At 35.1% G+C, this 24,921-nt stretch carries 24 protein-coding genes and 2 tRNA genes; 18 read left to right on the forward strand and 8 right to left on the reverse strand.

Annotated features, from left to right (window positions below):
* Positions 1-325 precede the first annotated feature (325 nt).
* On the forward strand, positions 326-646 hold the full coding sequence (locus HLX49_RS08525; RefSeq protein WP_077703399.1) for a magnetosome magnetite crystal formation protein family: 321 nt from the start codon (positions 326-328) through the stop codon (positions 644-646).
* Positions 647-1,108: 462 nt separating this feature from the next.
* On the forward strand, positions 1,109-1,762 hold the full coding sequence (catA, locus tag HLX49_RS08530; protein WP_077703400.1) for a type A chloramphenicol O-acetyltransferase: 654 nt from the start codon (positions 1,109-1,111) through the stop codon (positions 1,760-1,762).
* A 217-nt stretch (positions 1,763-1,979) separates the two neighbouring features.
* Here the strand turns inward: catA and HLX49_RS08535 are convergent, their stop codons facing one another.
* From HLX49_RS08535 to HLX49_RS08550, 4 genes are all read right to left on the reverse strand, one after another.
* Entirely contained in the window at positions 1,980-2,810 is an 831-nt protein-coding gene (locus HLX49_RS08535) for a YitT family protein (protein ID WP_077703401.1), read from the reverse strand.
* A 259-nt stretch (positions 2,811-3,069) separates the two neighbouring features.
* Complete coding sequence (locus tag HLX49_RS08540) at positions 3,070-3,195, reverse strand: twin-arginine translocase TatA/TatE family subunit (RefSeq protein ID WP_101934288.1); 126 nt, start codon at positions 3,193-3,195, stop codon at positions 3,070-3,072.
* A 154-nt stretch (positions 3,196-3,349) separates the two neighbouring features.
* Positions 3,350-3,655 (reverse strand): hypothetical protein, encoded by a 306-nt coding sequence (locus HLX49_RS08545; protein WP_296361251.1) that lies wholly within the window; start codon positions 3,653-3,655, stop codon positions 3,350-3,352.
* Positions 3,613-4,737: a metallophosphoesterase family protein gene (locus HLX49_RS08550; protein ID WP_296361254.1), complete on the reverse strand. Its 1,125-nt coding sequence runs from the start codon at positions 4,735-4,737 to the stop codon at positions 3,613-3,615. Before HLX49_RS08550 ends, HLX49_RS08545 begins: the two co-directional genes overlap by 43 nt.
* Positions 4,738-5,031: 294 nt before the next feature.
* Here HLX49_RS08550 and HLX49_RS08555 point away from each other — a divergent pair, with 294 nt between their 5' ends.
* The 9 genes from HLX49_RS08555 (at position 5,032) to HLX49_RS08595 (ending at position 12,305) form a co-directional block, all read left to right on the forward strand.
* On the forward strand, positions 5,032-5,268 hold the full coding sequence (locus tag HLX49_RS08555) for a glutaredoxin family protein (protein WP_077703403.1): 237 nt from the start codon (positions 5,032-5,034) through the stop codon (positions 5,266-5,268).
* Positions 5,269-5,693: 425 nt separating this feature from the next.
* Positions 5,694-6,353, forward strand: a complete 660-nt coding sequence (locus tag HLX49_RS08560; protein ID WP_077703404.1) for a Crp/Fnr family transcriptional regulator — start codon at positions 5,694-5,696, stop codon at positions 6,351-6,353.
* 74 nt (positions 6,354-6,427) lie between these two features.
* Entirely contained in the window at positions 6,428-6,922 is a 495-nt protein-coding gene (locus HLX49_RS08565; RefSeq protein WP_101933817.1) for an OsmC family protein, read from the forward strand.
* A gap of 564 nt (positions 6,923-7,486) precedes the next feature.
* On the forward strand, positions 7,487-7,891 hold the full coding sequence (locus tag HLX49_RS08570; RefSeq protein ID WP_101934289.1) for a MarR family winged helix-turn-helix transcriptional regulator: 405 nt from the start codon (positions 7,487-7,489) through the stop codon (positions 7,889-7,891).
* 21 nt (positions 7,892-7,912) lie between these two features.
* Positions 7,913-8,740 carry a glutamate racemase gene (racE, locus tag HLX49_RS08575; protein WP_077703407.1) on the forward strand — a complete coding sequence of 276 codons (828 nt, stop codon included), beginning with the start codon at positions 7,913-7,915 and terminating at the stop codon, positions 8,738-8,740.
* Between the two features lie 88 nt (positions 8,741-8,828).
* Positions 8,829-9,893, forward strand: coding sequence for a GerMN domain-containing protein (locus tag HLX49_RS08580; protein WP_296361258.1), 1,065 nt, complete (start codon positions 8,829-8,831; stop codon positions 9,891-9,893).
* 514 nt (positions 9,894-10,407) lie between these two features.
* Positions 10,408-11,172, forward strand: coding sequence for a ribonuclease PH (gene rph / locus HLX49_RS08585; RefSeq protein ID WP_077703409.1), 765 nt, complete (start codon positions 10,408-10,410; stop codon positions 11,170-11,172).
* 4 nt (positions 11,173-11,176) lie between these two features.
* On the forward strand, positions 11,177-11,785 hold the full coding sequence (locus HLX49_RS08590; RefSeq protein ID WP_296361260.1) for an XTP/dITP diphosphatase: 609 nt from the start codon (positions 11,177-11,179) through the stop codon (positions 11,783-11,785).
* A gap of 10 nt (positions 11,786-11,795) precedes the next feature.
* Entirely contained in the window at positions 11,796-12,305 is a 510-nt protein-coding gene (locus HLX49_RS08595) for a metallophosphoesterase (RefSeq protein WP_077703411.1), read from the forward strand.
* 147 nt (positions 12,306-12,452) lie between these two features.
* On the opposite strand, the gene HLX49_RS08600 is transcribed toward HLX49_RS08595, so the two are convergent.
* The 3 genes from HLX49_RS08600 to HLX49_RS08610 form a co-directional block, all read right to left on the reverse strand.
* A tRNA-Arg gene (locus HLX49_RS08600) sits at positions 12,453-12,526 on the reverse strand.
* 10 nt (positions 12,527-12,536) lie between these two features.
* Positions 12,537-12,610: transfer RNA gene (locus HLX49_RS08605), tRNA-Gly, on the reverse strand.
* Between the two features lie 725 nt (positions 12,611-13,335).
* Positions 13,336-13,941, reverse strand: coding sequence for an HD domain-containing protein (locus HLX49_RS08610; RefSeq protein WP_296361263.1), 606 nt, complete (start codon positions 13,939-13,941; stop codon positions 13,336-13,338).
* 230 nt (positions 13,942-14,171) lie between these two features.
* On the opposite strand from HLX49_RS08610, the gene HLX49_RS08615 reads away from it, so the two are divergent.
* The 5 genes from HLX49_RS08615 to yihA all read left to right on the forward strand — a co-directional run bounded on the left by HLX49_RS08615 (position 14,172) and on the right by yihA (position 21,837).
* Positions 14,172-15,149 (forward strand): tetratricopeptide repeat protein, encoded by a 978-nt coding sequence (locus tag HLX49_RS08615; protein WP_296361265.1) that lies wholly within the window; start codon positions 14,172-14,174, stop codon positions 15,147-15,149.
* A 127-nt stretch (positions 15,150-15,276) separates the two neighbouring features.
* Positions 15,277-16,563 carry a trigger factor gene (tig, locus tag HLX49_RS08620; protein WP_077703413.1) on the forward strand — a complete coding sequence of 429 codons (1,287 nt, stop codon included), beginning with the start codon at positions 15,277-15,279 and terminating at the stop codon, positions 16,561-16,563.
* A gap of 602 nt (positions 16,564-17,165) precedes the next feature.
* Positions 17,166-18,443 (forward strand): ATP-dependent protease ATP-binding subunit ClpX, encoded by a 1,278-nt coding sequence (gene clpX / locus HLX49_RS08625; RefSeq protein WP_296361269.1) that lies wholly within the window; start codon positions 17,166-17,168, stop codon positions 18,441-18,443.
* Between the two features lie 489 nt (positions 18,444-18,932).
* Positions 18,933-21,269: an endopeptidase La gene (gene lon, locus HLX49_RS08630; protein ID WP_296361304.1), complete on the forward strand. Its 2,337-nt coding sequence runs from the start codon at positions 18,933-18,935 to the stop codon at positions 21,267-21,269.
* Entirely contained in the window at positions 21,250-21,837 is a 588-nt protein-coding gene (gene yihA / locus HLX49_RS08635; protein ID WP_077703416.1) for a ribosome biogenesis GTP-binding protein YihA/YsxC, read from the forward strand. The genes lon and yihA overlap by 20 nt, the downstream gene beginning before the upstream one ends.
* 69 nt (positions 21,838-21,906) lie before the next feature.
* Here yihA and HLX49_RS08640 read toward each other — a convergent pair whose 3' ends face one another.
* Positions 21,907-22,389 (reverse strand): LiaI-LiaF-like domain-containing protein, encoded by a 483-nt coding sequence (locus tag HLX49_RS08640; protein ID WP_073004695.1) that lies wholly within the window; start codon positions 22,387-22,389, stop codon positions 21,907-21,909.
* 309 nt (positions 22,390-22,698) lie between these two features.
* Here HLX49_RS08640 and hemA point away from each other — a divergent pair, with 309 nt between their 5' ends.
* Positions 22,699-24,069: a glutamyl-tRNA reductase gene (gene hemA / locus HLX49_RS08645; protein WP_077706878.1), complete on the forward strand. Its 1,371-nt coding sequence runs from the start codon at positions 22,699-22,701 to the stop codon at positions 24,067-24,069.
* Positions 24,070-24,085: 16 nt separating this feature from the next.
* Complete coding sequence (ccsA, locus tag HLX49_RS08650) at positions 24,086-24,904, forward strand: cytochrome c biogenesis protein CcsA (RefSeq protein ID WP_296361274.1); 819 nt, start codon at positions 24,086-24,088, stop codon at positions 24,902-24,904.
* Positions 24,905-24,921 lie beyond the last annotated feature (17 nt).

Here is a 24,921-nt window from a genome sequence, read left to right on the forward strand (position 1 = left end):
GACCGAATCATCCATAGGAATCATTTCTTCTACATCCATCGGTAAATATAATTGATAATTTGCTGCAGTTTGCGTATACTGGGCTTGTATTATTCTTTTATTTGTCATAAATCAATAATACATGAGAACAGGCCCTTTGTGGTCTGTTTTTTTGTGTATACACAAAAAAGCTGTCACACAATCAATTACCTGATTGTGCAACAGCCCCTTTTTGTTTTCTGTTTCCTTACAAAAAAGTAAGCTTATGCTTTCGAAACCGTAAGAATACATTAACAATTTATGTGGTAAAATAATTACAACCAACAAGATAAAGTAGGTGAAAAACTTGCATCCAAATAATATTTTATCGTCCCTCTGTTACTTCAGTGTATTTTTCGCGCCGTTCCTATTTCCAATTATTGTCTATTTTGTAGCTGAAACGAACGTTAAAAAACATGCGAAAAGTGCTTTAGGGATGCACTTAGTACCGTTTATAACTGTTGTAGGATTAATTATTGTTACTATAACGTTAGGCTTTAGCAATTTGAGTGATACTGTGAATGGTGGTGTATTAATAGCTGTTGGTATGTTAGCTGTCATCATCAATATTTACTACTTCATTTTAAATATAATTAGAGGTATCAAGGTGTTAAATGAGAATGAATAAATCAGTTTCATTTCTCATAATATAAGGTTCTAAGAATCGAAAGTGGAACTGGCTTTGTTTTATAGTACATTAAAATAGGAGGAGTTCCTATAGCAAAACTGCGGTTTTGAAATAAAAATGTAGCGATAAACTAATTTTTCCTCAGGCAACTACAAGTTGTTAAGGGAATGAAGTTCAATGCTTGGAATATTCCACTGTACGAAAAGACTTTTCCCCTTGGTACTGCAAAGTATACAAGGGTTTTTCTTGTTATATATCTTGTACTATAAGAAAGCATAAATTTTAGGCTTATCGTAACGGTGTTTTATACAATGCTACATACATTTTATTTACAAGTAAATGAAAAAGAATGCATGAAATGCCTAGTCTTTGCGAAAATAGCAATTGTGGATGAAAGTGATCTTAAATATATAATGAAGTAATATCATTTTAAATAGGTGCATCTATACTGGAGGTAAGTTAATGTTTCATATAGTTAATCGAAAGGAATGGAAAAGAGAAGCATATTTTAACCATTTTTCTCAATTGCGTTGTACTTTTAGTATGACTGCGAATATAAATATTACAGAATTGCTAAAGCAGACGAGAGAAAGAAAAATGAAGCTTTACCCAGCCTTAATTTATATGGGCTCAAAAGTTGTAAATCAACATTCTGAATTTAGAATGTCTTATAATGATAAAGGAGAACTTGGTTATTGGGAGGTACTTCATCCAAGTTATAGTATTTTTCATAAGGAAGAAGAACTATTCTCTAATGTTTGGACGAACTTTTCTAATATATTCGTGGAGTTTTACAACCGTTTTATGCAAGATAGTGTAGACTATGGTGATCATCCTCGTTTGCAAGCAAAGGGAAATCCACCTACGAATATTCATCCAATATCTATTATTCCATGGACGAGTTTTACAGGATTTAATTTAAATATTAATAACGAAGGCAATTTTTTATTGCCTATAATTACATGGGGAAAGTATTTTAAAGAAGCAGAATCTGTTTTTATTCCTTTATCTGTACAAGTTCATCATGCAGTTTGTGATGGCTACCATTCTAGCTTATTAATAAATGAAATTCAAGCGTTAGCAGATCGATGTATGGATTGGTTAGATAAAGAGTAAAAGAGCTTGTTTTTACGCTACAACATTTTATCCACGTAAGGGCAAACACTTGCTATTTTCGTTTCACGAAAGAAAAGCAAGTGTTTGTTTTTATATCTATAGCATATCGTCATGGGTGATGGTGCTAGTTGCCATCTATTTTGTAAAAAAATTCTCTACTCAAGTAAATAATTGTAGTTCTGTTATTTTACACTAACTACAGTATAAGCCAAGGCTTTTAAACAAAACCAAATTTCCCGCCAACAACCTCTTTTACTTCATGAATGACAATAAAAGATTGAGGATCTAATAATTGCACTTCTTTTTTTATTTTTAACAATTCATTTTTTTTGATTACAATATAGATGATTCGCTTATCTTCATTAACATAGTAACCATATCCATAAAAGATGGTAGCGGCGTTGCCGAATTTGTGCGTAATACGCTTTGAGATTTCCTCATATTGTTCCGACATGATTGTCATTGCTTTTTTGTTATGAAAACCTTCAATAAACTGGTTAGCTATTTTTGTACATAAATAGACAAAAATAAAACTATATAATGTATGATACACTCCAATCGCTACAATGGAGCCTACAATGATCAAACTATCCATATAAAAGAGGCTTTTGGAAAAATTATACCCCTTCGTATAATTCAATAAATATGCAAGTAGTGTTGTGCCTCCGTTTGATGCATCAGCAATGAAAATTAGTGCCAAGCCTGCTCCCATTAATAGTGCTCCGAAAATTACTCCTAAAATCATGTCGTCAACTGCAAAAGGTATGAGATTCATAACACTTAATCCTACAGATGTCATAAACGCACCTACGACGGTATAAACGATGGTCTTTTTCATTAAAAACTTATAGGCAATTGCGATGAAAATTAGATTTATGATTAAAGAACTAATACTAGCAGGAACTTCAAATAAATAATATAAAATTAAAGACATTCCAATAGTACTACCATCGCCAAGTTTATTAGGAATAACAAAAAATTCAACAGATGCTGCGATGAGAAATGAACCAATAGTAATAAGGAGAATATCTTTTATAATAGCTTTCATATAATAACCTCCCGAATTGCAAATTGTGTCTGAATTGACAAGGTTGACTGAAGATATTTAACAATACAATGGTATTGATTATAGTAAGCTTTCCCAAACTAGTCAATGAGAATTGGAAATGTAACTTAAATGGTAATATTTAGTTAATTTAATCAATCGGTTCGTGATAAAAATCTTTGAGAAATGAAAAAAATAAGGGATTAAAAAACCCCCTGTCATGAAGAGTGAAAGGGGTTAAGACAACGTGCCAAATGGCAAGTTAATTATTTTTCTCTACTTTTGCTTCATCTTCAGAAACGAATTCCATTGTTGACTTTTTAAATTCTTTTAATGTTACACCAACAGCGTTACCTAATTCAGGTAATTTGGATGGTCTGAATACAATTAATCAATACTTGGTATAAGTATCCAGAGATACCAATACTTTGTAACATATGAGTACTCCTTCTTTCATCTATTTGAAATTTAGAAATATTGCGGTGGAAGACATAGTTATTCTAACATTATTGACCTGCAAATTTTTAGTGAGAAAAAGACAGTTAATTATTTTGTGTTCTTCCAATTAGTTTTAAAGCATTTTTGCTTTTATTACCAAATGCATCTAAAGCGTGAATTTCTATGTCATAAGTAGTATTTGCTTGTAAGCGATCAATACTTAAACGAAGAGGATTTGGCATTGGGTCTTTATAAAATTCTGAAAAAGCTAGGTATTCTTTTTCAATTTTTCCAGTTTGTATATTTTTTAATTTTAGTTCGTAATCATGTACTAAAAGGTCATCTTCAGCTTGTGTTAGCAATATGGTTAAACTAGAAGCTGTGGTTGCTTCATGTAAGATAGAAACCATTGCATCCTTAGTAAAGTAAGGTGGCTTTTTGTCACGGTTTTCCGGTACTTGAAATTTCGTTTGTTTATCGGGTAATTAATTTCAAAATCTTCGCCAGTCCAATCATTATTATGGATGTCACGGCGTTTAATGATCAATTTATTATTGTACACTTCAACAATAAGAGCTTGGTTTAGCATGTTCGCACCATCAGGAACTGCTCCTTGTATTCTTCCACCTTCCAGCCATGCATAAGCACCTGTAGAAGTTCCGATAGTTGTAAAATCTTTTTGATGGATAATTTTCGGATCGTCTAGCGGGTAATGAGTATGACCAGAAAATGTAATGACTTGAGGGAATTTCTTTAATGTATTGTAAAAAAGGTCCCTATTTTCAGAACACCCCCATTCACTTCCATAGACAGTTTCTTTAATAGGTTGATGGTGGAAAACAAATATAGGTTTTTTCCAGTCATCATTACTTGCAATCTGTAATTTGTTTTCTAGCCATTTTATTTGGTTAGTGGAAAATGTTCCTTCTGTCTTTCCGTCTTCAGTTCCAAGGACAATGAAATGATAGCCTTTAATTATTTGATGATAGTAATGAGATTTCATCCCGGTTTTTTGACAAAAACGTTTTTGGGAATCTATGGGGGATAAACCATTCCAATAATCGTGATTTCCAATTGCAAAAATCGGGGTTGCATCTGGATTCTTATTTTTTTCATAAATCTCCATGAATATATCATATTCCGTTTCGGAACCATACTCTGTAAGGTCGCCAACCGCGACTAACGCATCCTGTTGAGGAACTACTTGGTTCAGTTGATTTAAAGTAGTTGTAAATTTTTTCACATTAGCTTCATCATTATATTTGATATGGACATCGCTAATGACTGGGAAAACCAAATCAGCTTTTCTTTTTTTTGCGTGTTTCACAGGTGATTTTGATACAGCGTTAACAGGAATGGTACTAAATGATCCTAATAACGTTAATCCCACAACTGTCCCGGTAACTTTGGAAGATTGTGTTAAAAAAGTTCGGCGATCCATTCTTTTATTCATGTTATTATCGTCTTTAAATTGCTTATCTGTCATCATCATTTCCCCTTTAAGTTAGTGTGCAGACTACTCAAGGTAGACCAATTATTAAAAGTCATAACTTACCCACGTTGAACTTGAACCATTAGTATAGTTTTATGGATGTAACGTTATAATGATTTCCCCACCTTCCATAGATTAGTTTACAGATTATTTGTTAAATGAAAATGACGCGAAAGTAAATTTTTTGGAACAAATATAATTTAGAAAAACACCCCCCGAAGCAACTTTATTGACTGTATACGTATGGGGGTATAAAATGAAGGTAAATAAAATGAATGAAAGGAGAATTTTATAATGAAGGCTACAGCAGAAGTATATGTTACGTCAACATGTCCATTTTGTACAATGATGACAAATTATTTAAAGGAAAACAATGTTCCTTATAAGACGATAAATGTACAAACAGATCGTGAGGCAGGGCAACGTTTAGTGGAAACAACTGGACAAATGGGTGTACCGCAAACGAAAATTAACGGAAAGTGGATCATTGGCTTTGATCCAGATAAAGTTCAAGAAGCCTTAAAAAGCTAAATATGTTAAAAAAATTATGCAAACAAAAATGGACATGCAATAGTTGTTCCGTTCCTTATGAAAAGCAGAATAAAAAATCACTCTTTTCTATTTGTCCAGGAAATCTCGGGCTTTTAATTACAGCAATTGCTATTTTAATTATGCAATTCATGCGGTGAAGAAAACAAGTATGATGAATAAACCTGTCGTATGTAAATGAGCCATATGACAGGTTTTTTTACTTGCACCATAGGGCTTTTGTCATAATGAATTGGCGGTAACTGTTGTAAGATGCCCATTGATGATTACTTAGAAAGTATAAGGGTGAGGATGACACAAAATCGCCACTGAATGGAAGTTCATTTTACAGTTGCTTTCATTTTTTAAACTCTAAAATTGGTTTAAAAACCCATATTTAATTTTTGACAGAGAAGGAGAAGTGAAAAATGATCGAAAAACATCCTTTATTATCAACTAAAGTAATTCACTTATTCGACCGTGAATTAAGAGATAGATGGAAATCAAGAAAACAATTTATCTTTGAAAAAGGGGAACAAATATCATCGCCGTATAAACAGAAAAATGAAATCTATTTAATTATTGAAGGTGATGTACGCATTTTCCAATTACATGAGGACGGTAAGGAATGCGTGCTAGGGATACTAACAATGGGAGACTTTATTGATATTGCCAGTGTGTTTGCAAATATGGATCGCGATCCTTTTGCTATTGCTTTAACCAAAGTTACAGTGGTTAAAGTGAAAAAGCAAGAAATCATCGATGCTGTGATCCATACCCCATCTGTATCCTTCGCTTTGTTAAAACACTTCTCTAATCAATTACGTGAGGTTGTAGGCATTTTAGAGCAGGTTGCTTATGACAAAGTAGAAGAGAGGTTATGGCGTTCTCTTCATAAATGGAAAGATGAGAAATGGAATCATAACGGTTGGCACCCACTACCGAAGTATTTAACTCATAAGGATATGGCTGGAATGATAGCGTCGTCGAGGGAAACGGTAACTTTTATACTCAATAAATGGATGAATAATGGTATTTTAAAAAATGAGCGCCAACAACTTTGGATTAAAAAAGGTGCTACATTGTAAGGAAGCTTACATTCAAGTAATACATCTAGGTGTATGATAAGGCTAGAATCAAACATCTAATGGAGGTAATATACATGAATGGTATGAATTTTGCAACAGTAGAAAAAACGATACAGGCAATGAAAGAAGATCATTCCCAAAAGATAAAATCTTGGCAGGCAAAGGTAACTTGGAAAACAGGAGTAAAAAATGTGGTGCAAATTCGTGATTTTGCACCTATTATAATGGATGAGCCACAACCATTAGGTGGGTCTGATGAAGGGGCAAACCCAGTGGAGATGCTTATTGGGACTGCAGGTAGTTGTTTTGCAATTACATTTGAAGTGTTAGCAAGCCAACAAGGAATCCATCTTGATTCCGTTGAGGTTATCGTAGATGCGGATTTAAATGCAGCAGTATTTTTAGGTTTGGAAGAAGGAGAAGGTGGCATTATCAATCCAACCATCCATCTTCATGCAAAAACGTCTGCATCTAAAAAACAAATAAAAGAAATTGCTAATATAGCTTTACAGAAGTCTCCGGTACTAGCAAGTATGAAGTCAGACTTGCAATTAGAAATTCGTGAATAATGGTAGGGAACCTGTGGGAAAAACAAAATTAGATTTTCTAACCAATCCCGCCTTCCTTTTTTATGGGGAGGCCGGGATTTTATTTTATACAACTTATATAACTAGAGGGGAAACGCAAAGATATTAGATAGCAAAGCTTCACTAACTCTGCAATGTCTTCTAGATTGTAAAAGAAATACTGGATGCAAGCTTTCTATTTTAATTGTATAATGAAAAAAGTTCTATATATAAAGTAAATCGTCAATGGATGTCGGTGTTGATTTTTCGTAACTGGGGTGTGTCTTTAAGGTTGTCTTAACAAAAATAAAATTTTAGCTCATGTTTCTTTTAACAATTTTTAATGATAGTTTTATGCAGTTACAACGAGAAACAAAACATATTTCTTTATTTGAAGCAAAATAATGGATGTACATATAGGATAACAAAATTATACTTGTTAAAGACGATTGCTTTACGTAAAGGCGTTTCATTATGTAAAATAAATATGATACATAGGGGAGTAGGAGGTAACGGTCGTTGAAATCGTATGAAACGGAAGAAACCATTAACCGGATTGAGAAGCGAATGCGTTATATATCTGGAATCATTAAGAAAAATGGTCGAAAAATCCTGCACAATTATCCAATCACCTCTCCACAGTTTATTGCTTTACAATGGCTTTTGGAAGAAGGAGACTTAACAATTGGGGAACTATCAAATCGTATTAGTCTAGCCTTTAGTACTACTACTGATTTAGTGGATAGGATGGAAAAGAATGGGCTTGTTGAAAGAGTTCGTGATGCTAAAGATCGAAGAGTAGTACGTATCCATGTATTGGAGAAAGGAAAAACGATTATTCATGAGGTTGTAGAAAAACGGCAAGAATATTTAGGTCAAGTTTTGGAGGAATTTTCAGATGATCAAATCGATCAATTGCATGAATTGCTTGCATATTTGCATGAGCAAATGAAAGAAAAAGAACAGAAATAAAGTTTAAGATGAGGCGATATAGTGAAACAAGCGATAGGCGTTATTGACTCAGGAGTTGGCGGGTTGACAGTAGCTTATGAATTAATGCGACAGCTCCCTAAAGAAAAATTAATTTATGTTGGCGATACAGCGCGCTGTCCTTACGGACCAAGATCAAAAGAAGAAGTGCAGCAATTCACATGGGAAATGGTTAACTTTTTGTTAGCTAGAGATATTAAAATGTTAGTTGTTGCGTGCAATACTGCGACAGCTTTTACATTAGATTCTTTAAAGAAACATTTAGCCATACCTGTTATAGGAGTTATTCAACCAGGTGCTAGAGCGGCGATTAAATTTACAAAAAATAATAGTATTGGCGTCATCGGAACCGACGGAACCATCAGAAGTAATGCTTATACGAATGCACTTAAAAATATTAAAGGTGAATTGGACATCTGTGCAAAGGCTTGTCCTATGTTTGTCCCCATGGTAGAGCAAGGAATTATGGAAGGCTCAAAAGCAATACAAGTTGTTGAAGAAGCATTGCGACCGATGGTGGAGCAAACACAAATGGATACACTTATTTTAGGATGTACCCATTATCCTCTCCTTAAATCCACTATCCAATCAGTAGTGGGGGAAGATGTAACATTAATATCTTCTAGTGAAGAAACAGCCAGAGAAACGAGTACTATATTAGAAATGCAACATTTGTTAAATCATAATGGAATAACTCCCATCCATCAATTTTATACGACTGGTGATTTAAATATGTTCATGCAAATCTCTAAGCGAATTTTTAAAGAACAAAATTTACAAATGATAACCATAGAAAAAGCTGCTTTACATCAAATGCAAGATTCTAAATAAGAATCTTGCATTTTTTTATATAGCTTGGTCTATTTCGCTTCCTATGCTCGTATATATCTTAGTACAAACTATGGTAGGAGGGGAAAAAATGCAAAAGCGCGTCATGCTTATCGCGGGGGTAATGATACTTTCCATCATTTTAAGTGGATGTTTTCAAGGAGAACAGTCTTTAAATGAAGAAATGGATCCACCGCAAAATGCAGAACCCGTTGATAATCAAGGGGAAACGCAAGATGGTGAAGGAGAAACGGATGATGAGACGCAAGCGAGTACCGTTGCGCGTGACTTATATTTATTAGATGCTAATGGCATGGTAGCTTCACAAACGATAGAAATGCCAACGACAGAATCGCATACTGTTGCCAAGCAAGTAATGGAATATTTAGTAAAAGATGGTCCGGTATCTCAAGTATTGCCAAATGGATTTCAGGGAGTCATACCTGCAGGCACAGAAGTTTTAGGGGTTAATCTTCAAGAAGACGGTAAAATAATTGTTAATCTATCAAAAGAGTTTGCTAATTATGAAGCCGAAAATGAACGAAAAATACTAGAAGCTATTACGTATTCTTTAACGCAATTTGAGAATGTGAAACAGGTGCAGTTGCAGATGGAAGGTAACGCAATAACGGAAATGCCTGTTGATGGCACGCCGATAGGAAATGGCTTTTCACGCGCCGATGGTATAAATATTAGTGATACCGGTGCGAGTGATCTAGTGGATAGTAAAACCGTAACGATGTTTTACCCTGCCGAACATAATGATAATGCTTATTATATTCCTGTCACCCAATATGTAGATCAAGATAAAGAGGATGACGAGTTGATGACCATTGTAAATGCATTAATAGATGGGCCAGGAGTGGAGCAAAATGTGATGCAAGTGTTTAATCCGAAAACGACTCTAACAACACCTCCTTCGATAAAGGGTGGAACATTGCATTTGCAATTTAATCAGGAAATTTTAAAAGATGAAGATAAGGCAGTCATATCTGATCAAGTCATGGAAAGTATTGTTCGTACAATGACCGAAGTAAAAGGGATTGAATCCGTGCAAGTTAGTATAGATAATATAGAACAGTTAGTAAATGAAGAAGGGAAAGCATATACGGAACCTGTTACTATACAGCAATTTACACAAGCAGAAGAACTGTAGAGGAAGAGGCTGCCTGCTAGCCTCTTTTTATTTGTGCTATAGGAAGGTTTTTTGGTTTATAGTTTGAAAGAACGTAAAAATTGATGATAAATAAAAAAGTGGATAGGAAGCTAAGCCTATGCAAAAGGCTAAAAATTAAAAGTAACAGCAACCCAAAGTTTCTTTAATTATTAATTTCTTAGCAGTTAATATCAACACATCCTCAGATAATCTTATAGTGAATAAAGCAGACATCGACTGTTTGCCACGTAATAAACTGGATTGTTTATACAAGGATTAGGAAAACGACAGCTCCCGCCATAAAAACTAGGCGATAAGTTAAGTTTTTCTCATTTTTATGTGCTAAAAAAGTCTCATGTGCCGTAAAGTCTTTCGTATAAGACTTGGTAACAAATGGTTATTGCATTTCTTATAACAAGGGAGATAGGATTAGTAATTGAAATTGCCATGTATTTAAATAGTCCTTTTGATTGAAAATATGTTAAGCTAGTGTTGAAATAAGGAGGAGTTTTACATGAGAAACGATCAGCGTAATGAAAGTAGTTTACGACCTATCACAATTATTACGGATTTTCTTCAGCACCCGGAAGGCTCTGTGCTGATTCAGATAGGAAATACAAAAGTAATATGTAATGCAAGTATTGAAGACAGAGTTCCTCCATTTATGCGTGGGCAAGGAAAGGGGTGGATTACAGCGGAATATGCAATGCTTCCTCGGGCGACTGAGCAAAGAAATATACGTGAATCTTCTAAAGGTAAAGTAAGTGGAAGAACGATGGAAATTCAACGGTTAATTGGACGATCCCTTCGATCGGTCGTCGATTTAGATAACATAGGTGAACGAACGGTTTGGGTAGATTGCGATGTCATTCAAGCTGACGGAGGAACGAGGACAGCTTCGATTACTGGTGCGTTTGTTGCTGTAGCATTAGCATTTAATAAGTTAGTGGAAAATAAAGTTATTTCTAAAATGCCAGTTACAGATTTCTTGGCAGCAACTTCGGTTGGCGTATTACCAGATGGAAACGAAATTCTAGATTTAAATTATCAAGAAGATTCCAGTGCGCATGTTGATATGAATATCGTAATGACAGGCTCAGGTGAGTTTGTTGAAATACAAGGTACAGGGGAAGAAGCTACTTTTTCAAGTAAACAATTGCAAACGATGCTCCAGCTTGCTGAGGAAGGGTTGTTAACACTATTTGAAAAACAGCGGGAAGCATTAGGTTCCATTGCTGAAAAGATTGTTAAGCCTGCAAGTGCGCAAGGAGAAGAATAACAAAATGAAAAAAATAATTATTGCTACAAAAAATAAAGGGAAAGCGAAAGAGTTTAAAGAACTATTTGCTGCGTATGAACTTGAAGCTATATCCTTGAATGAATTAGACGGTATACCAGATGTTGAAGAAACAGGGTCAACATTTAAAGAAAACGCAGCATTAAAAGTAGAACAAATTGCTTCTGTGTTATCGCTCCCTGTCATCGCTGATGATTCTGGCTTAATGATTGATGCATTAGATGGGAAACCTGGGGTGTACTCCGCGCGATATGCTGGAGAGGATAAAAGTGATCAGGCCAATATCGATAAGGTGCTCACAGAATTACATAACGTACCAGAAGTGAAAAGAACAGCACATTTTATCTGTGTACTTGCAGTTGCTATACCTGGTTCAGCTACTACATATTATACTGGATATTGTCACGGTAGAATTGCTCATTCACCAATTGGAAAGAACGGTTTTGGGTATGATCCTATTTTTATTCCAAAAGGCTTTCAACAAACAATGGCTCAGTTATCCCAAGAAGAAAAAAATGCCATTAGCCACAGACGAAATGCTTTGAAAGAACTAGAAGTCAGTTTAAACAAACAAGATATACTTTTAGATAGATAGGATGGTTCTTATGACAAAAGTGCTGATTGTGAGTGATAGTCACGGGTTAACGAAAGAGCTGGAAATGATTAAACAACGACACCGTGTAGATGCTATGATTCACTGTGGAGATTCGGAATTAGGTATGGACGACAAGGAAATGGCTGGATTTTATTCTGTAATGGGAAATTGTGATGTTGATACGCGCTATCCTGAGGAACAAACAATCCAAGTTAGTGGAGTGAAATTTCTCATTGTTCATGGTCATCTGCATCAAGTAAAGAGTAATTTATTACATGTGGCTTATCGTGCAGAAGAACTTGGAGCACAAGTGATTTGTTTTGGTCATACACATATTGCTGGCGTGGAACAAAAAGGAAACCAACTGCTAATTAATCCTGGTAGTATACGCTTGCCACGTGTCCGCAAAGAAAAGACCTATGCAATCATGGAATGGCAAGTTAAAGAAGAGATAACCGTGCGTTTTTATTCGGTTGGCGGACCTGAATTAGAAGCATTGTGTTATGTAGCAACATTATAGTTGTAAAGTGTAAAAAGACTCACCACGTGTTGTGGCGAGTCTTTTTACACTACATGTGATAGGTCAAGTACATTAGAAAAACTTGAATTACCTATAAAAAAAACAAAAAACCCTTATAAACATTATGTTTGTGAGGGTTTTTAGGTACGTCCCAGGCAGGATTCGAACCTGCGACCCACAGCTTAGAAGGCTGTTGCTCTATCCAGCTGAGCTACTGGGACAAGATATGTATGGAGCGGGTGAAGGGAATCGAACCCTCGTCATCAGCTTGGAAGGCTGAGGTTTTACCATTAAACTACACCCGCAAATAGAGTTATTAATTATTATTGATGTTTTTAACGACAAGATTCATTATATAAATTTATTGTGAAAAAGTCAATGGTTTTTATATATTCTTTTAAAGTTATTATATTCGGAAAAAAGCATTTTCTTAATCGTGTGTCTTTATCGCTTCGTAATTTTTAATTCGCCTGCGTTTGGAAAATTATACTTCATAGGTTGACTTCCAAACGCTTTTCCGTTGGCGGATGCATTTAGAAAAAAGGGAATTAGCCATGTAGTACTCGGTTTCGACTTGCCCGTTTTTAGTTTGCACAGGTGATTGTTTTTTAAAAGTGTTAACCATTTACTTCATTTGTTAAAATCTCAATGTGGCTTTTTCATTTATTCGTCATTTCATTCCACCCCTCCGTCATTTGAGGATATCCTTCTGTTGCACTTTCTTGACTTTGAACTGCTTGAGCAATTATCAGTTAATCGTTCTGTCGTAAGTTCCATGTTTTGCATTATATCTCTAGCACGCTACTTATTTTATATGTTGCATTCGAATAGTTAGTAGCCATTTTACGAATTTTTTAGTCCCTACAAAGGTCCTTCCATGCCTTCTAGCTCTTCTATCTTCTATTTCTGCATTCAAACCTAGTAAGTTAGGTTGTTCGTAGGTTTTATTAAGTATGTAACCACCATGTAAACTTGTTCGAAAAAAGGGATACATAGGGTAGCATATTACCTTGGTATTTATAGTACGGGCTCAATCAGTCACTGTTTGCTGTTCAGATTGATCGATTTTTTCTTTCGCTTCCTGTTCAACTATATTTTTTAATTGATTTAAAATAGCACTAAAATCGGTATGCTCGCCAAGTTGTAAACATAATTCATATTCTATCGGCTTCCAAGTACTAATATCGGCTTCATTATGTTGAATTTGCACCTCGAGTTTATCCAAGGCGTTTGCGACTTTTGCTTCATATGTTTGTTTGGCTTCAAATTCCATCCATAAATTGTATAGACTTCCGCCGACTTCCTCTGGTAAAGTATTTTTTATATTTGTTATTGCTTTTAATTCATTCATTTGTTTTTGCTTCTTCGCTTCTTCATTGTCCATGATTTCAAAAACAGGAATATCTTTTGCTTCAGCTTCTACTAGATCGTGAATGATAATCATTTTTAATAATTTTTCCATGTCTACTTTCTTGTTTAAATAAGGTTGTAATAATATGGCCATCAGTGACATTCTCCATGTATGCTCTGCTACGCTTTCTCTTCTTCCGTTGGATAGCCAACTGTGACGTAACTCTGTTTTTAAATTTTCTCCAAGTTTGATAATTTGGTAAATCCGATGTAATGGTTCTTGCATGATTTTCACCTCTACGTATATAGTAATAAATAAAGTTATTTTTATAATAAATTATAAAGAAATGGTAGGAAAAAGGTTTCAAAATTCATTGCTCAGGGAAAGAATGTTTAGTATGTTATAGTTAAAGTAAAAGTTCAAGAAGCTGGTTAATAAACCAAATTAGTACACTACTATGGTAAGGATTTGAACCTCCTTTTTGAACAAAATTAGCAGCAGGAAGGGGGGAGAGAATGGGGCAACGAGAAAATATTATATTGTTCCCGAAATGGAGAACCGTTTTAGAGGAGGAGAGCTTACTTGCCTTAAAAGAAAAAAGATTTGCAGAGGCATTAGAAAAGCTCAATGAATTATTAAGCTATCAAGTCAATAGTTTTGAGATTGTAAGCGGAAAACTAATCTGTTTAATTGAATTAGATCGGCATAAGGAAGCTCAGGATATTTGTGAAGATGTGTTACACCGACAGGATAAACACTATTACCATTACTTACATATTTATTTAACCATTTTGTTTCAAACAAATCAATATGAGATGTTAATGGAGCAGGTGGAAGAAGAGTTTAAATTCCATCAAGTACCACAAGTGTTAAAAGAACAATTTCATCAGTTATACGAAATGAGTCGTAAATTAAAAGCAGACATGTTAGTAGAACATCAATCTGTGTTTATGGAAGAATGGGACGACGCTATTACTACACGTGATTATCAAAAACAATGGTTAATTATAGAGAAATTACGTGTAATTAAAAGCGAACCAAATCGTAAAATGTTACACTTATTAGTAAAAGAAGACATACACCCTGTTGTAAAAACAGCTATATTAATGTGGTTACAAGAAATAGATTATAATCAGCTAGTCGATATAAAAAAATGGGGAAGAAGCATACAAGTACACCCTTTAGAGATAGAAGCAATTGGGAAGCATGCTTCAGTGAAACGAATCAATTCGATCATAAATGAGCTTGAACAAAAAAACCCAACTTTATATGATTTGTTAGTGAAATTGTTATATCATTACATGTATGTCAAATACCCGATGCTCCCTGTTAAAGAGGAAGCGGAACATATCGCGCTAGCCTTAAAAGCAATTGGTGCAAATTATTTAAACATAAATTTGAGTGAGTCAGGAAAGCAATTAGATGTGAATGATTACATAGAAGATATTGAGCGTTGCGAAGCCTTGTATTCTAGTATCATTGAGGATAACTAGAAATATATCGAAATGCTTGAAAGGGAAAGCAATTATGTTATAATGTAATGGTTGTAAATCTCGGTCTTTTAAACAATAAATGAATGTTTGAAAAATGAAGGACACAATAGATTTTGGAGGGAATTATATGTCAGTAAAATGGGAAAAGCAAGAAGGAAATGAAGGTGTACTTACATTTGAAGTAAGTGCCGAAGAGTTTGACAAAGCATTAGACCAAGCATTTAATAAGGTCAAAAAGGATGTACAAATTCCAGGTTTTCGTAAAGGTAAAATTCCACGTGGTTTATTTGAAAAGCGTTTTGGTGTAGAAGCACTTTATCAAGACGCTGTTGACATTGTACTGCCTAGTGCATATATGCAAGCCGTAGCTGAAGCTGAAATTGAACCAGTAGATCAACCAGATATTGATATAGAATCCATTGATAAAGGCGAACCTTTAGTATTCACTGCTAAGGTAACTGTAAAGCCAGAGGTTAAACTTGGTGAATATAAAGGCCTCGAAGTAGAAGATGAAGAAGTAGAGGTAACTGATGAAGATGTTATGCATGACTTGGAGCACCAACGTGAGCACCATGCTGAATTAGTTGTTAAAGAAGATGGTGAAGTAGAAAATGGTGATACAGTTGTTATCGATTTTGAAGGTTTCGTTGATGGAGAAGCATTTGATGGTGGAAAAGCTGAAAACCATTCTTTAGAAATCGGCTCTGGTCAATTTATTCCTGGATTTGAAGAGCAGCTTATTGGTAAAAAACCTGGAGAAGAAGTGGAAGTTGCGGTAACTTTCCCTGAAGATTACCATGCAGAGGAGCTTGCAGGAAAAGAAGCTACCTTTAAAGTGATGATTCATGAAGTCAAATATAAAGAGTTGCCAGAACTTGACGATGAGTTTGCCAAAGATTTGGACGATGAAGTTGATACGCTTGAAGAGTTAAAAGCTAAGAAAAAAGAACAACTTATAGAGAAAAGAACAGAAGAAGCTGATAACAAAAAGCGGGAGACATTGATTGAAAAAGCTAGCGAAAATAGTGAAATTGCTATTCCTGATGCAATGGTAGAATCAGAACTAGACCAAATGGTACAAGAATTTGAACAGCGCCTGCAAATGCAAGGAATGACGCTAGAGATGTACTCCCAATTCTCTGGACAAGATAAGGATGCTTTAAAAGAGCAAATGCGTGAAGATGCTAAGAAGCGTGTGAAAACAAATCTTACGTTAGACGCTATTGCTGAAACAGAGGAATTGGAAGCAACGGATGAAGATGTTGAAGCAGAACTTGATAAAATGGCAGAAATGTACGGTGCTGAAAAAGAACAGATTAGACAAATGCTTGGTGGTAATGCAGAAGCATTAAAGAGTGATTTGAAAAAGCGTAAAGCAATTGACTTCCTTGTAGAACAAAGTAAAGCTGTATAACTTATTTACGTATAGTTATTTAGAAAACAGGGAATGATGCAAAACAAGGTGTGATTCTATCACACCTTGTTTTTTCCATATAAAGTGAAACTTCAATCCGTGAGGGGTTAGTAGCTCAAGGATATGAAAACGAAAGAGGGGATTTAGGACTTGGTAAGCTCATAACTTCCAATGCTTGAAGTGAAAGCCTTGCAGCACCTTAGATCAGGGATGAGCGAAAGAAATGTGTTTCTAGATATAAGATCATAAATCCAATAGAAGTAGCATGAAAAAACTTTGTAGTTACACCGTCCTTTTCATTCGACTTTCTAATTATTCTCTTATAAAGTAATACAAAGAATGTTACATAATATACTTAAATATAAAGCTTTCTTAAAAGGAAGTTAACCTGAAAACAATATTATGAAAAGCGTGAATGATGGGAATGCTAACAAGTAGTGTATCGAACCAAATGTGACGGTGTTAGTAATTATGATGAAAATAGCATTAAAAAAAAGTATATCATTTTGTATTTTAATTTTGATCTGATATGATGGCTATAAGTTGAAACCTAAAGAGCCATTTGCAAGGAAAGAGATTTAACTTTTAGGGGTGAAGAATAAGTGTTTAAATTCAATGAAGAAAAAGGACAATTAAAATGTTCGTTCTGTGGTAAAGGCCAAGATCAAGTTCGGAAATTAGTGGCTGGACCGGGCGTTTATATATGTGATGAATGTATTGAATTGTGTACGGAAATAGTGGAAGAAGAACTTGGCACGGAAGAAGAAACAGAATTAAAAGAAATACCCAAGCCACGTGAAATATGTGATATATTGGACGATTATGTTATTGGTCAAGATAAGGCAAAAAAGAATTTATCTGTTGCTGTATATAACCATTATAAGCGGATCAATACACCGAAAGCTTCTTCTGACGATGTAGAGCTAGCGAAAAGTAACATAGCTATGATTGGTCCAACTGGTAGCGGGAAAACATTGTTAGCGCAAACTTTGGCGCGAATAATTAATGTACCTTTCGCAATGGCTGATGCAACTTCACTTACTGAAGCAGGCTATGTTGGCGAGGATGTAGAGAATATATTACTGAAACTCATTCAAGCAGCCGATTATGATGTAGAAAAAGCAGAAAAAGGCATTATTTACATTGATGAAATAGACAAAGTAGCTCGTAAGTCAGAAAATCCTTCTATTACACGAGATGTCTCTGGAGAAGGAGTGCAGCAGGCTTTACTTAAAATATTAGAAGGAACAGTAGCTAGCGTTCCTCCTCAAGGTGGGAGAAAGCACCCTCATCAGGAATTTATTCAAATTGATACAACGAATATTTTGTTTATCGTTGGTGGGGCATTCGATGGAATTGATCAGGTTATTAAACGCCGTCTTGGTAAAAAAGTAATTGGGTTTGGAGCCAATGAAAAGCAGCAAGATTTAGACATGGGTGAGCTGTTAGAAAAGGTTTTACCAGAAGACTTATTACGTTATGGACTTATTCCAGAGTTTATTGGTAGAATTCCAGTTATAGGTAGTTTAACGCCATTAGATGAAGAGGCGCTCGTTGAAATTTTAACGAAGCCAAAAAACGCTTTAGTGAAACAATATGAAAAATTATTTGAGTTGGATAATATTGAATTAGAATTTGAAGAGGAAGCCTTAAGAGAAATTGCTACTAAGGCAATTGAACGTAAGACGGGAGCTAGGGGGTTACGCTCCATTATTGAGGGTATAACACTTGATGTCATGTTTGAACTTCCGTCTAGAGATGATATTGAAAAATGTATTATTACGAAAAAAACTGTAGAAGAAGAGGGTGTTCCAAAACTCGTATACCGAGATGGGACAGTAACAGAAGGAGCTAAAAAACATCCTAAAGAAAGTGCTTAAAGCGCACCAAAACCTAGGATTTTATGATTTTGGTTGTTGGTAAGTAAAAGTAGTGATACGAATAAACTTATGCATCTTGACAAACTTCCTTGCTAGAGATGAAATTAGCAATATGTAAAAGAGGCTGACTTTTTTGGACGTTTATTATACAACTAGTCAGTCTCTTTTTTTATACTATAGGAAATGTATCATATTGTGGATCTATAGCCTTAGAAAAAACTACAGCTTGCGTAGGTAAAGATTTTTTAAACATATAACCGCCATCAGACCTTCCTTTTCCAATTGTGAAAAAAAACAGCACTTAAGTTCGTCCCCCGGCTATTCCAAGGTTTTCAAACCAAATCATATCCTTACACTTTAAGAATCGGTACGGGAAAGAACATCTATGTATTGGAAATGATTTTTATAAAATATTTACAAACCACCCACTTTTCTATAGAATTTAAGAATGTATAAATACATCACTACCTATATATGGAGGTACATATGATGACAAATGATAAAAAACAAATTCCCCTCCTACCATTAAGAGGATTGCTTGTTTTCCCGTCTATGGTTTTACATCTGGATGTAGGAAGAGAAAAATCTATATCAGCTATTGAAAAAGCGATGATGGATAATGAATACATATTTTTAGCAGCACAAAAGAAAATCCGTTTAAAAGAACCGGAACCAAAGGACATCTACTCTATTGGGACGGTTTCTATGGTTAAGCAAATGATTAAACTGCCGAATGGAACGATGCGAGTTTTAGTTGAAGGTGTATACCGAGCAGAAGTATTAAGATACGTTGAACAAGAGCACGAATTTATTGTAGAAGTACAAAAGTTATCCGATATAGAAACGGATCAGCATGAACAAGAAGCGCTTATGCGTTCACTATTGACCCAATTTGAGAAGTATACGACACTTTCGCAAAAAATCACACATGAAACATTTGAGACGGTTGCTGATATAGATGAACCTGGGCGATTAGCAGATATAATTACCTCTCATTTGTCTTTAAAAATAAAGGAAAAGCAAGCACTATTGGAAACGCAAGAAATTAAAGCACGGCTAAAGATGTTAATTCAATACATATCCAACGAACAAAAGGTGCTTGACCTGGAAAAGAAGATCGGTCAACGTGTCAAAACATCCATGGAGAAAACACAAAAAGAATATTATTTACGTGAACAATTAAAGGCAATTCAAAAAGAGTTGGGAGAAAAAGACGGGAAAATAGGTGAGGTAGATGAATTGCGGGAAAAAATTCATGCTTCCACCATGCCTGAGCGAATTCAAACAGCAGCGCTTAAAGAATTAGACCGTTATGAAAAAATCCCTCAAAGCTCTGCGGAAAGTTCAGTAATTAGAAATTACATAGAATGGTTGTTAGCGTTACCTTGGAATGAGAAGACGGAAGATCGGATTGATGTGGACTTGGCAGAAAATATTTTAAATAGGGAACATTACGGTCTGGAGAAGGTAAAAGAGCGAATTTTAGAATATTTAGCTGTACAAAAACTCACTTCATCTATTAAAGGACCTATTTTATGCTTGGCGGGTCCACCTGGAGTGGGGAAAACATCTTTAGCGAAGTCGATCGCTCATGCTGTAAATCGAAATTTCATCCGTATTTCCTTAGGGGGGATCCGTGATGAAGCCGAAATTCGAGGCCACAGGCGTACTTATATTGGGGCTATGCCAGGAAGAATTATTCAAGGAATGAAAAAAGCAAAGACGAACAACCCGGTATTTTTATTAGATGAAATTGATAAAATGGCTCATGACTTTCGCGGAGACCCATCTTCCGCTTTATTAGAAGTTCTTGATCCAGAACAAAACGCGCAATTTAGTGATCATTTTATTGAAGAAACGTACGATTTATCCAATGTGCTGTTCATCGCTACTGCAAATTACATAAACAACATCCCAGCACCTTTGCTCGATCGAATGGAAATTATTTCTATTGCTGGATATACAGAAATTGAAAAGCAGCATATTGCAAGGCGCCATTTACTGCCTAAACAATTGAAAGAAAATGGTTTAACAAAAGGACAATTGCAATTACGAGATGAGGCTCTTCGAAAATTAATTCGAATGTATACAAGAGAAGCAGGCGTTCGTAATCTTGACAGGCAATTAGCTTCCTTATGCCGAAAAGCAGCTAAGCTTGTTGTTTCTAAAAAGAAGAAACGTGTCATAGTAACTGAAAAAAGTTTAGAGGAAATGCTTGGAAAACCATTATACCGTTATGGTTTAGTAGAAAAAGAGAACCAGGTAGGTACTGCCACTGGGCTAGCATACACAGCGGTTGGAGGCGATACATTATCTATCGAGGTTTCCCACTACCCTGGAAAGGGGAAATTGACCCTTACAGGGAAACTCGGTGATGTCATGCAAGAGTCAGCGCAAGCTGCTTTCAGCTATATTCGTTCTCGAGCAACTGAACTGAATATAGATCCATCTTTTCATGAGAATTGTGATATTCATATTCATGTGCCTGAGGGAGCCACTCCAAAGGACGGGCCCTCCGCAGGAATAACGATGGCTACTGCTTTAGTTTCTTCATTGACAGGTCGTCCCGTAAAGAAAGAGGTAGCAATGACTGGAGAAATAACCTTAAGAGGTCGTGTACTTCCGATTGGTGGTCTAAAGGAAAAAACGCTAAGCGCACATCGTGCTGGTATTTCTACCGTTATTATTCCAGAAGACAATAAAAAAGATATTGAATCTATTCCTGGAAGTGTAAGAAAAGATATCACATTCGTCACGGTTCGTCATCTGGATCAAGTATTACAACATGCGTTAGTGGGGGAGCAAAATGAAAGTAACAAAAGCTGAAATTGTAATAAGTGCTGTCAGTGAAAAACAATATCCAAATGATCAGTTACCAGAAATAGCTTTAGCAGGACGATCGAATGTGGGAAAGTCTTCGTTTATTAATACGTTAATTAACCGCAAGAATTTAGCACGAACGTCATCAAAACCAGGAAAAACACAAACGCTAAATTTTTATCTTATCAACAACGCCTTTTATTTTGTTGATGTCCCTGGTTATGGTTATGCAAAAGTGTCAAAAAAAGAAAGGCAAAAATGGGGCAAAATGATGGAAGAGTACTTTGAAAAGCGCCATTCGCTAAAAGCGGTGCTTTTAATTACAGATATCCGACATGAGCCCACTGTTGATGATTTACAGATGTATGATTTTTTAAAGTATTATGAACTTCCGGTTTTAATCATAGCGACTAAATTGGATAAAGTGTCTAAAAACAAACGATCACAGCATGTAAAACGAACGGAAAAAGCTTTTCAAGTGGAGGCAGGAGATCTGGTATTACCTTTTTCTGCTGAAACGGGTGAAGGAAAAGAAGAAGCATGGTCCATGATCCGCCAATATATGGAGGTGTGATTTTTCATAAATGATGTAAAGGGGGCTCTTTTTATACGAGCGCCCTTCCATTTCATCATTTATCTATGTTTATTTCCGTTTCGTTAATAAAAACAAGCCAAAAATAATTAACAAAACAGGCCAAAAACGTTCCATTACATCTACAATTGTATAGATCCAATTAAACCAGCTAGGAAGTTGTACTGAAAACATCATGACCAAAGAAAAAGCTGTCAACAATATTCCTGGTATCAAACCTTCTTTCGTTTGTAAAAAACGAACTATAAATGCGACGCCTACAATAAGTACATACATAGCCCAATGATCAATCCAAAAAGAATAGTAAGCTAGACCGTAAAAATGAATGCCTAATCCTAACAAAATAGTACCGCTAAACAAATTCTGGTAATTTTTTGTAATATAACTATGGATTAACAAAACAAGTCCAATTATAATGATTATTGTTTGCCATGAATAAAAGTTGTTCAAGATAGGGATATTTAATTGTTTAAGTAAAAAAAACAAACCTATACCGATAAGAAGATACGCGGTAAGCGTGTTTTGTTTTTTCAAGTAATCACCTCTGATATGTAGTTCGAATGCTTGCTTCTTTACTTTTGTTGTGATAAAGTACAGACGTGTTATGCACTATGGCTTATACGTTATATGCTACCATAATGTTTCAGATTATGTTCACATTTTATTAAATTGTAACGGAATATACATGTTATAATAGTATTTAGAAATGATGTTATTTTATATTTATTATTAATTGGTCATTTATCCTGTTATGCTTGATTAAAAAATTAGTCCAAACTATACGGATAATACCTATTTTTGTAACAGCTATGGAAGTTTCATTTTATTTGGGGGTAGATGGTTGTGCATATTTTAAAGGTGGGTTTTAATTATAAAACAGCCCCTGTAGAAATTAGGGAAAAGCTTGCCTTTTCGGAAGATCATGTTCACGAGGCCATGGTCGCTTTGAATGGGCAAAAAAGTATTTTAGAAAATGTTATTGTTTCCACTTGTAATCGTACAGAAATTTTTGCAGTAGTAGATCAGTTGCATACAGGGCGATACTATATCAAGCAGTTTTTAGCTGATTGGTTCGACGAGGAGAAAGCTAGTTTTTCTTCATTTTTGCAAATTGCTGAAAATGACGGAGCGATGGAGCATTTATTTCGTGTAATTACAGGATTGGATTCTATGGTATTAGGGGAAACGCAAATCTTGGGTCAAGTGAAGCAGGCGTTTTTAACTGCGCAAAAAATGGGGACAACTGGTACTGTGTTGAATGAATTATTTAAACAGGCTATTACGTTTGGTAAGCGTGTACAGAAAGATACGGCAATTGGTAAACAAGCAGTATCTGTTAGTTATGCAGCTGTTGAGCTAGCAAAGAAAATTTTTGGCGACTTAAAGAAAAAACGTGTTGTTATACTAGGAGCGGGAAAAATGGGGGAACTTGCTGTTAAAAATTTACAAGGTTCCGGAGCGAACGACATTACAGTGGTAAATCGTACAAAAGAAAAAGCAGATGCGTTGGCTAAAAAGTTTGCAGCACGCGCTGAAACAATCGACAGGTTACCTATCGTATTACAAGAAGCTGATATTCTGATTACTTCTACCGGTTCCACATCTGTCATCCTATCAAAAGAATTGATGGAAGCAGTGCAAAAAGAGCGCAAGGGGAACCCTTTATTTTTAGTAGACATTGCAGTTCCGCGCGACATTGACCCTTCTGTAAGTGAATTAGAAAATACTTTCTTGTATGATATCGATGATCTGCAACATATTGTTGATGAAAATTTAGAAGCAAGAAAAGAAGCAGCAGAGCAAATTGAGCTGATGTTTGAAAGTGAAATTGTTGCATTTAAAGAATGGTTAAAGACATTAGGTGTTGTACCGATTATTTCGGCTTTACGGCAGAAAGCACTTTCCATACAAATGGAAACAGTGAAAAGTATTGAAAGAAAAATGCCTGATCTCACAGAAAGAGAGAAAAAGATCATTAACAAACATACGAAAAGTATCGTCAATCAGTTGCTAAAAGAGCCAATTACACAAGCAAAAGAAATGGCGGTAGGTGACCGATCCAAGGAATCACTTCAATTGTTTATTGACATATTCGGTATCGAAGCAGAAGTACAAGCAGAGCTTGATAAGCAGGCAAAAAAAAATGAAACAAATAAAGCAATGAAAAATAAACAAGTATCCTTCCCACTTTTAAATAAGATGCCGACCATATAATGAAAGGAATACTCATATGGTAGAATTAAAATGGCTTTATGAATTTATATTAATCATTTATGGGTTAAGCCTGTTCGGATACTTTATTGATTTTGTTCAAGACAACCGGAGGGTAAATCGAATAGCCTTCTGGTTGCTTAGTTTGGTTTGGATCATTCAAACCTTTTTTTTATTCTACGTAATAATCATTGAAAAAAGTTTTCCGGTTGTAACCTTAAATGATAGTCTATTTTTTTATTCGTGGATTCTTGTGACGATATCATTACTAGCGAATAAACTATTTCCTGTTCATTTTATTGTTTTTTTCACAAATGTATTTAGTTTCTTCATTCTATTGCTTTTTTTGTTGACGGACGCGCAAAAAAATTGGCAGGAGCATGCCGTCCAATTTGTTCATGAAATAGTTATTGCACATATAACGATTGCCATTACTTCCTATGGATTTTTTACACTATCATTTTTATTATCCATTATGTATTTAATTCAGTACAAATTATTGAAGCGAAAAAAAGGTTTTAAGTGGATGTGGCGGTTTGCTGACTTGAACCAATTGGATAGCTATGCATTTAAAACAGTAACCATTGGTGTTCCTTTACTATTAATCGCTATTATACTAGGAATTGTGTGGGCTTATGTATCTGATGCTCTATTTTACTGGGTAGATTTAAAGACAATTGGTTCTTTCTTTGTATTGGCTATTTACGTCGTTTACTTAGTCATCCGTTTATGGAAAAAGTATAAAGGGAGAACGATTGCAATGTATAATACAGTTGCTTTTCTATTGTTGCTAGTCAATTTCTTGTTATTCAGTACGTTATCGAAATTTCATTTTTAAAGATAGGGAGAGAATAA

Source organism: Virgibacillus sp., assembly GCF_013393565.1.
GTDB lineage: Bacteria > Bacillota > Bacilli > Bacillales > Amphibacillaceae > Virgibacillus > Virgibacillus dokdonensis.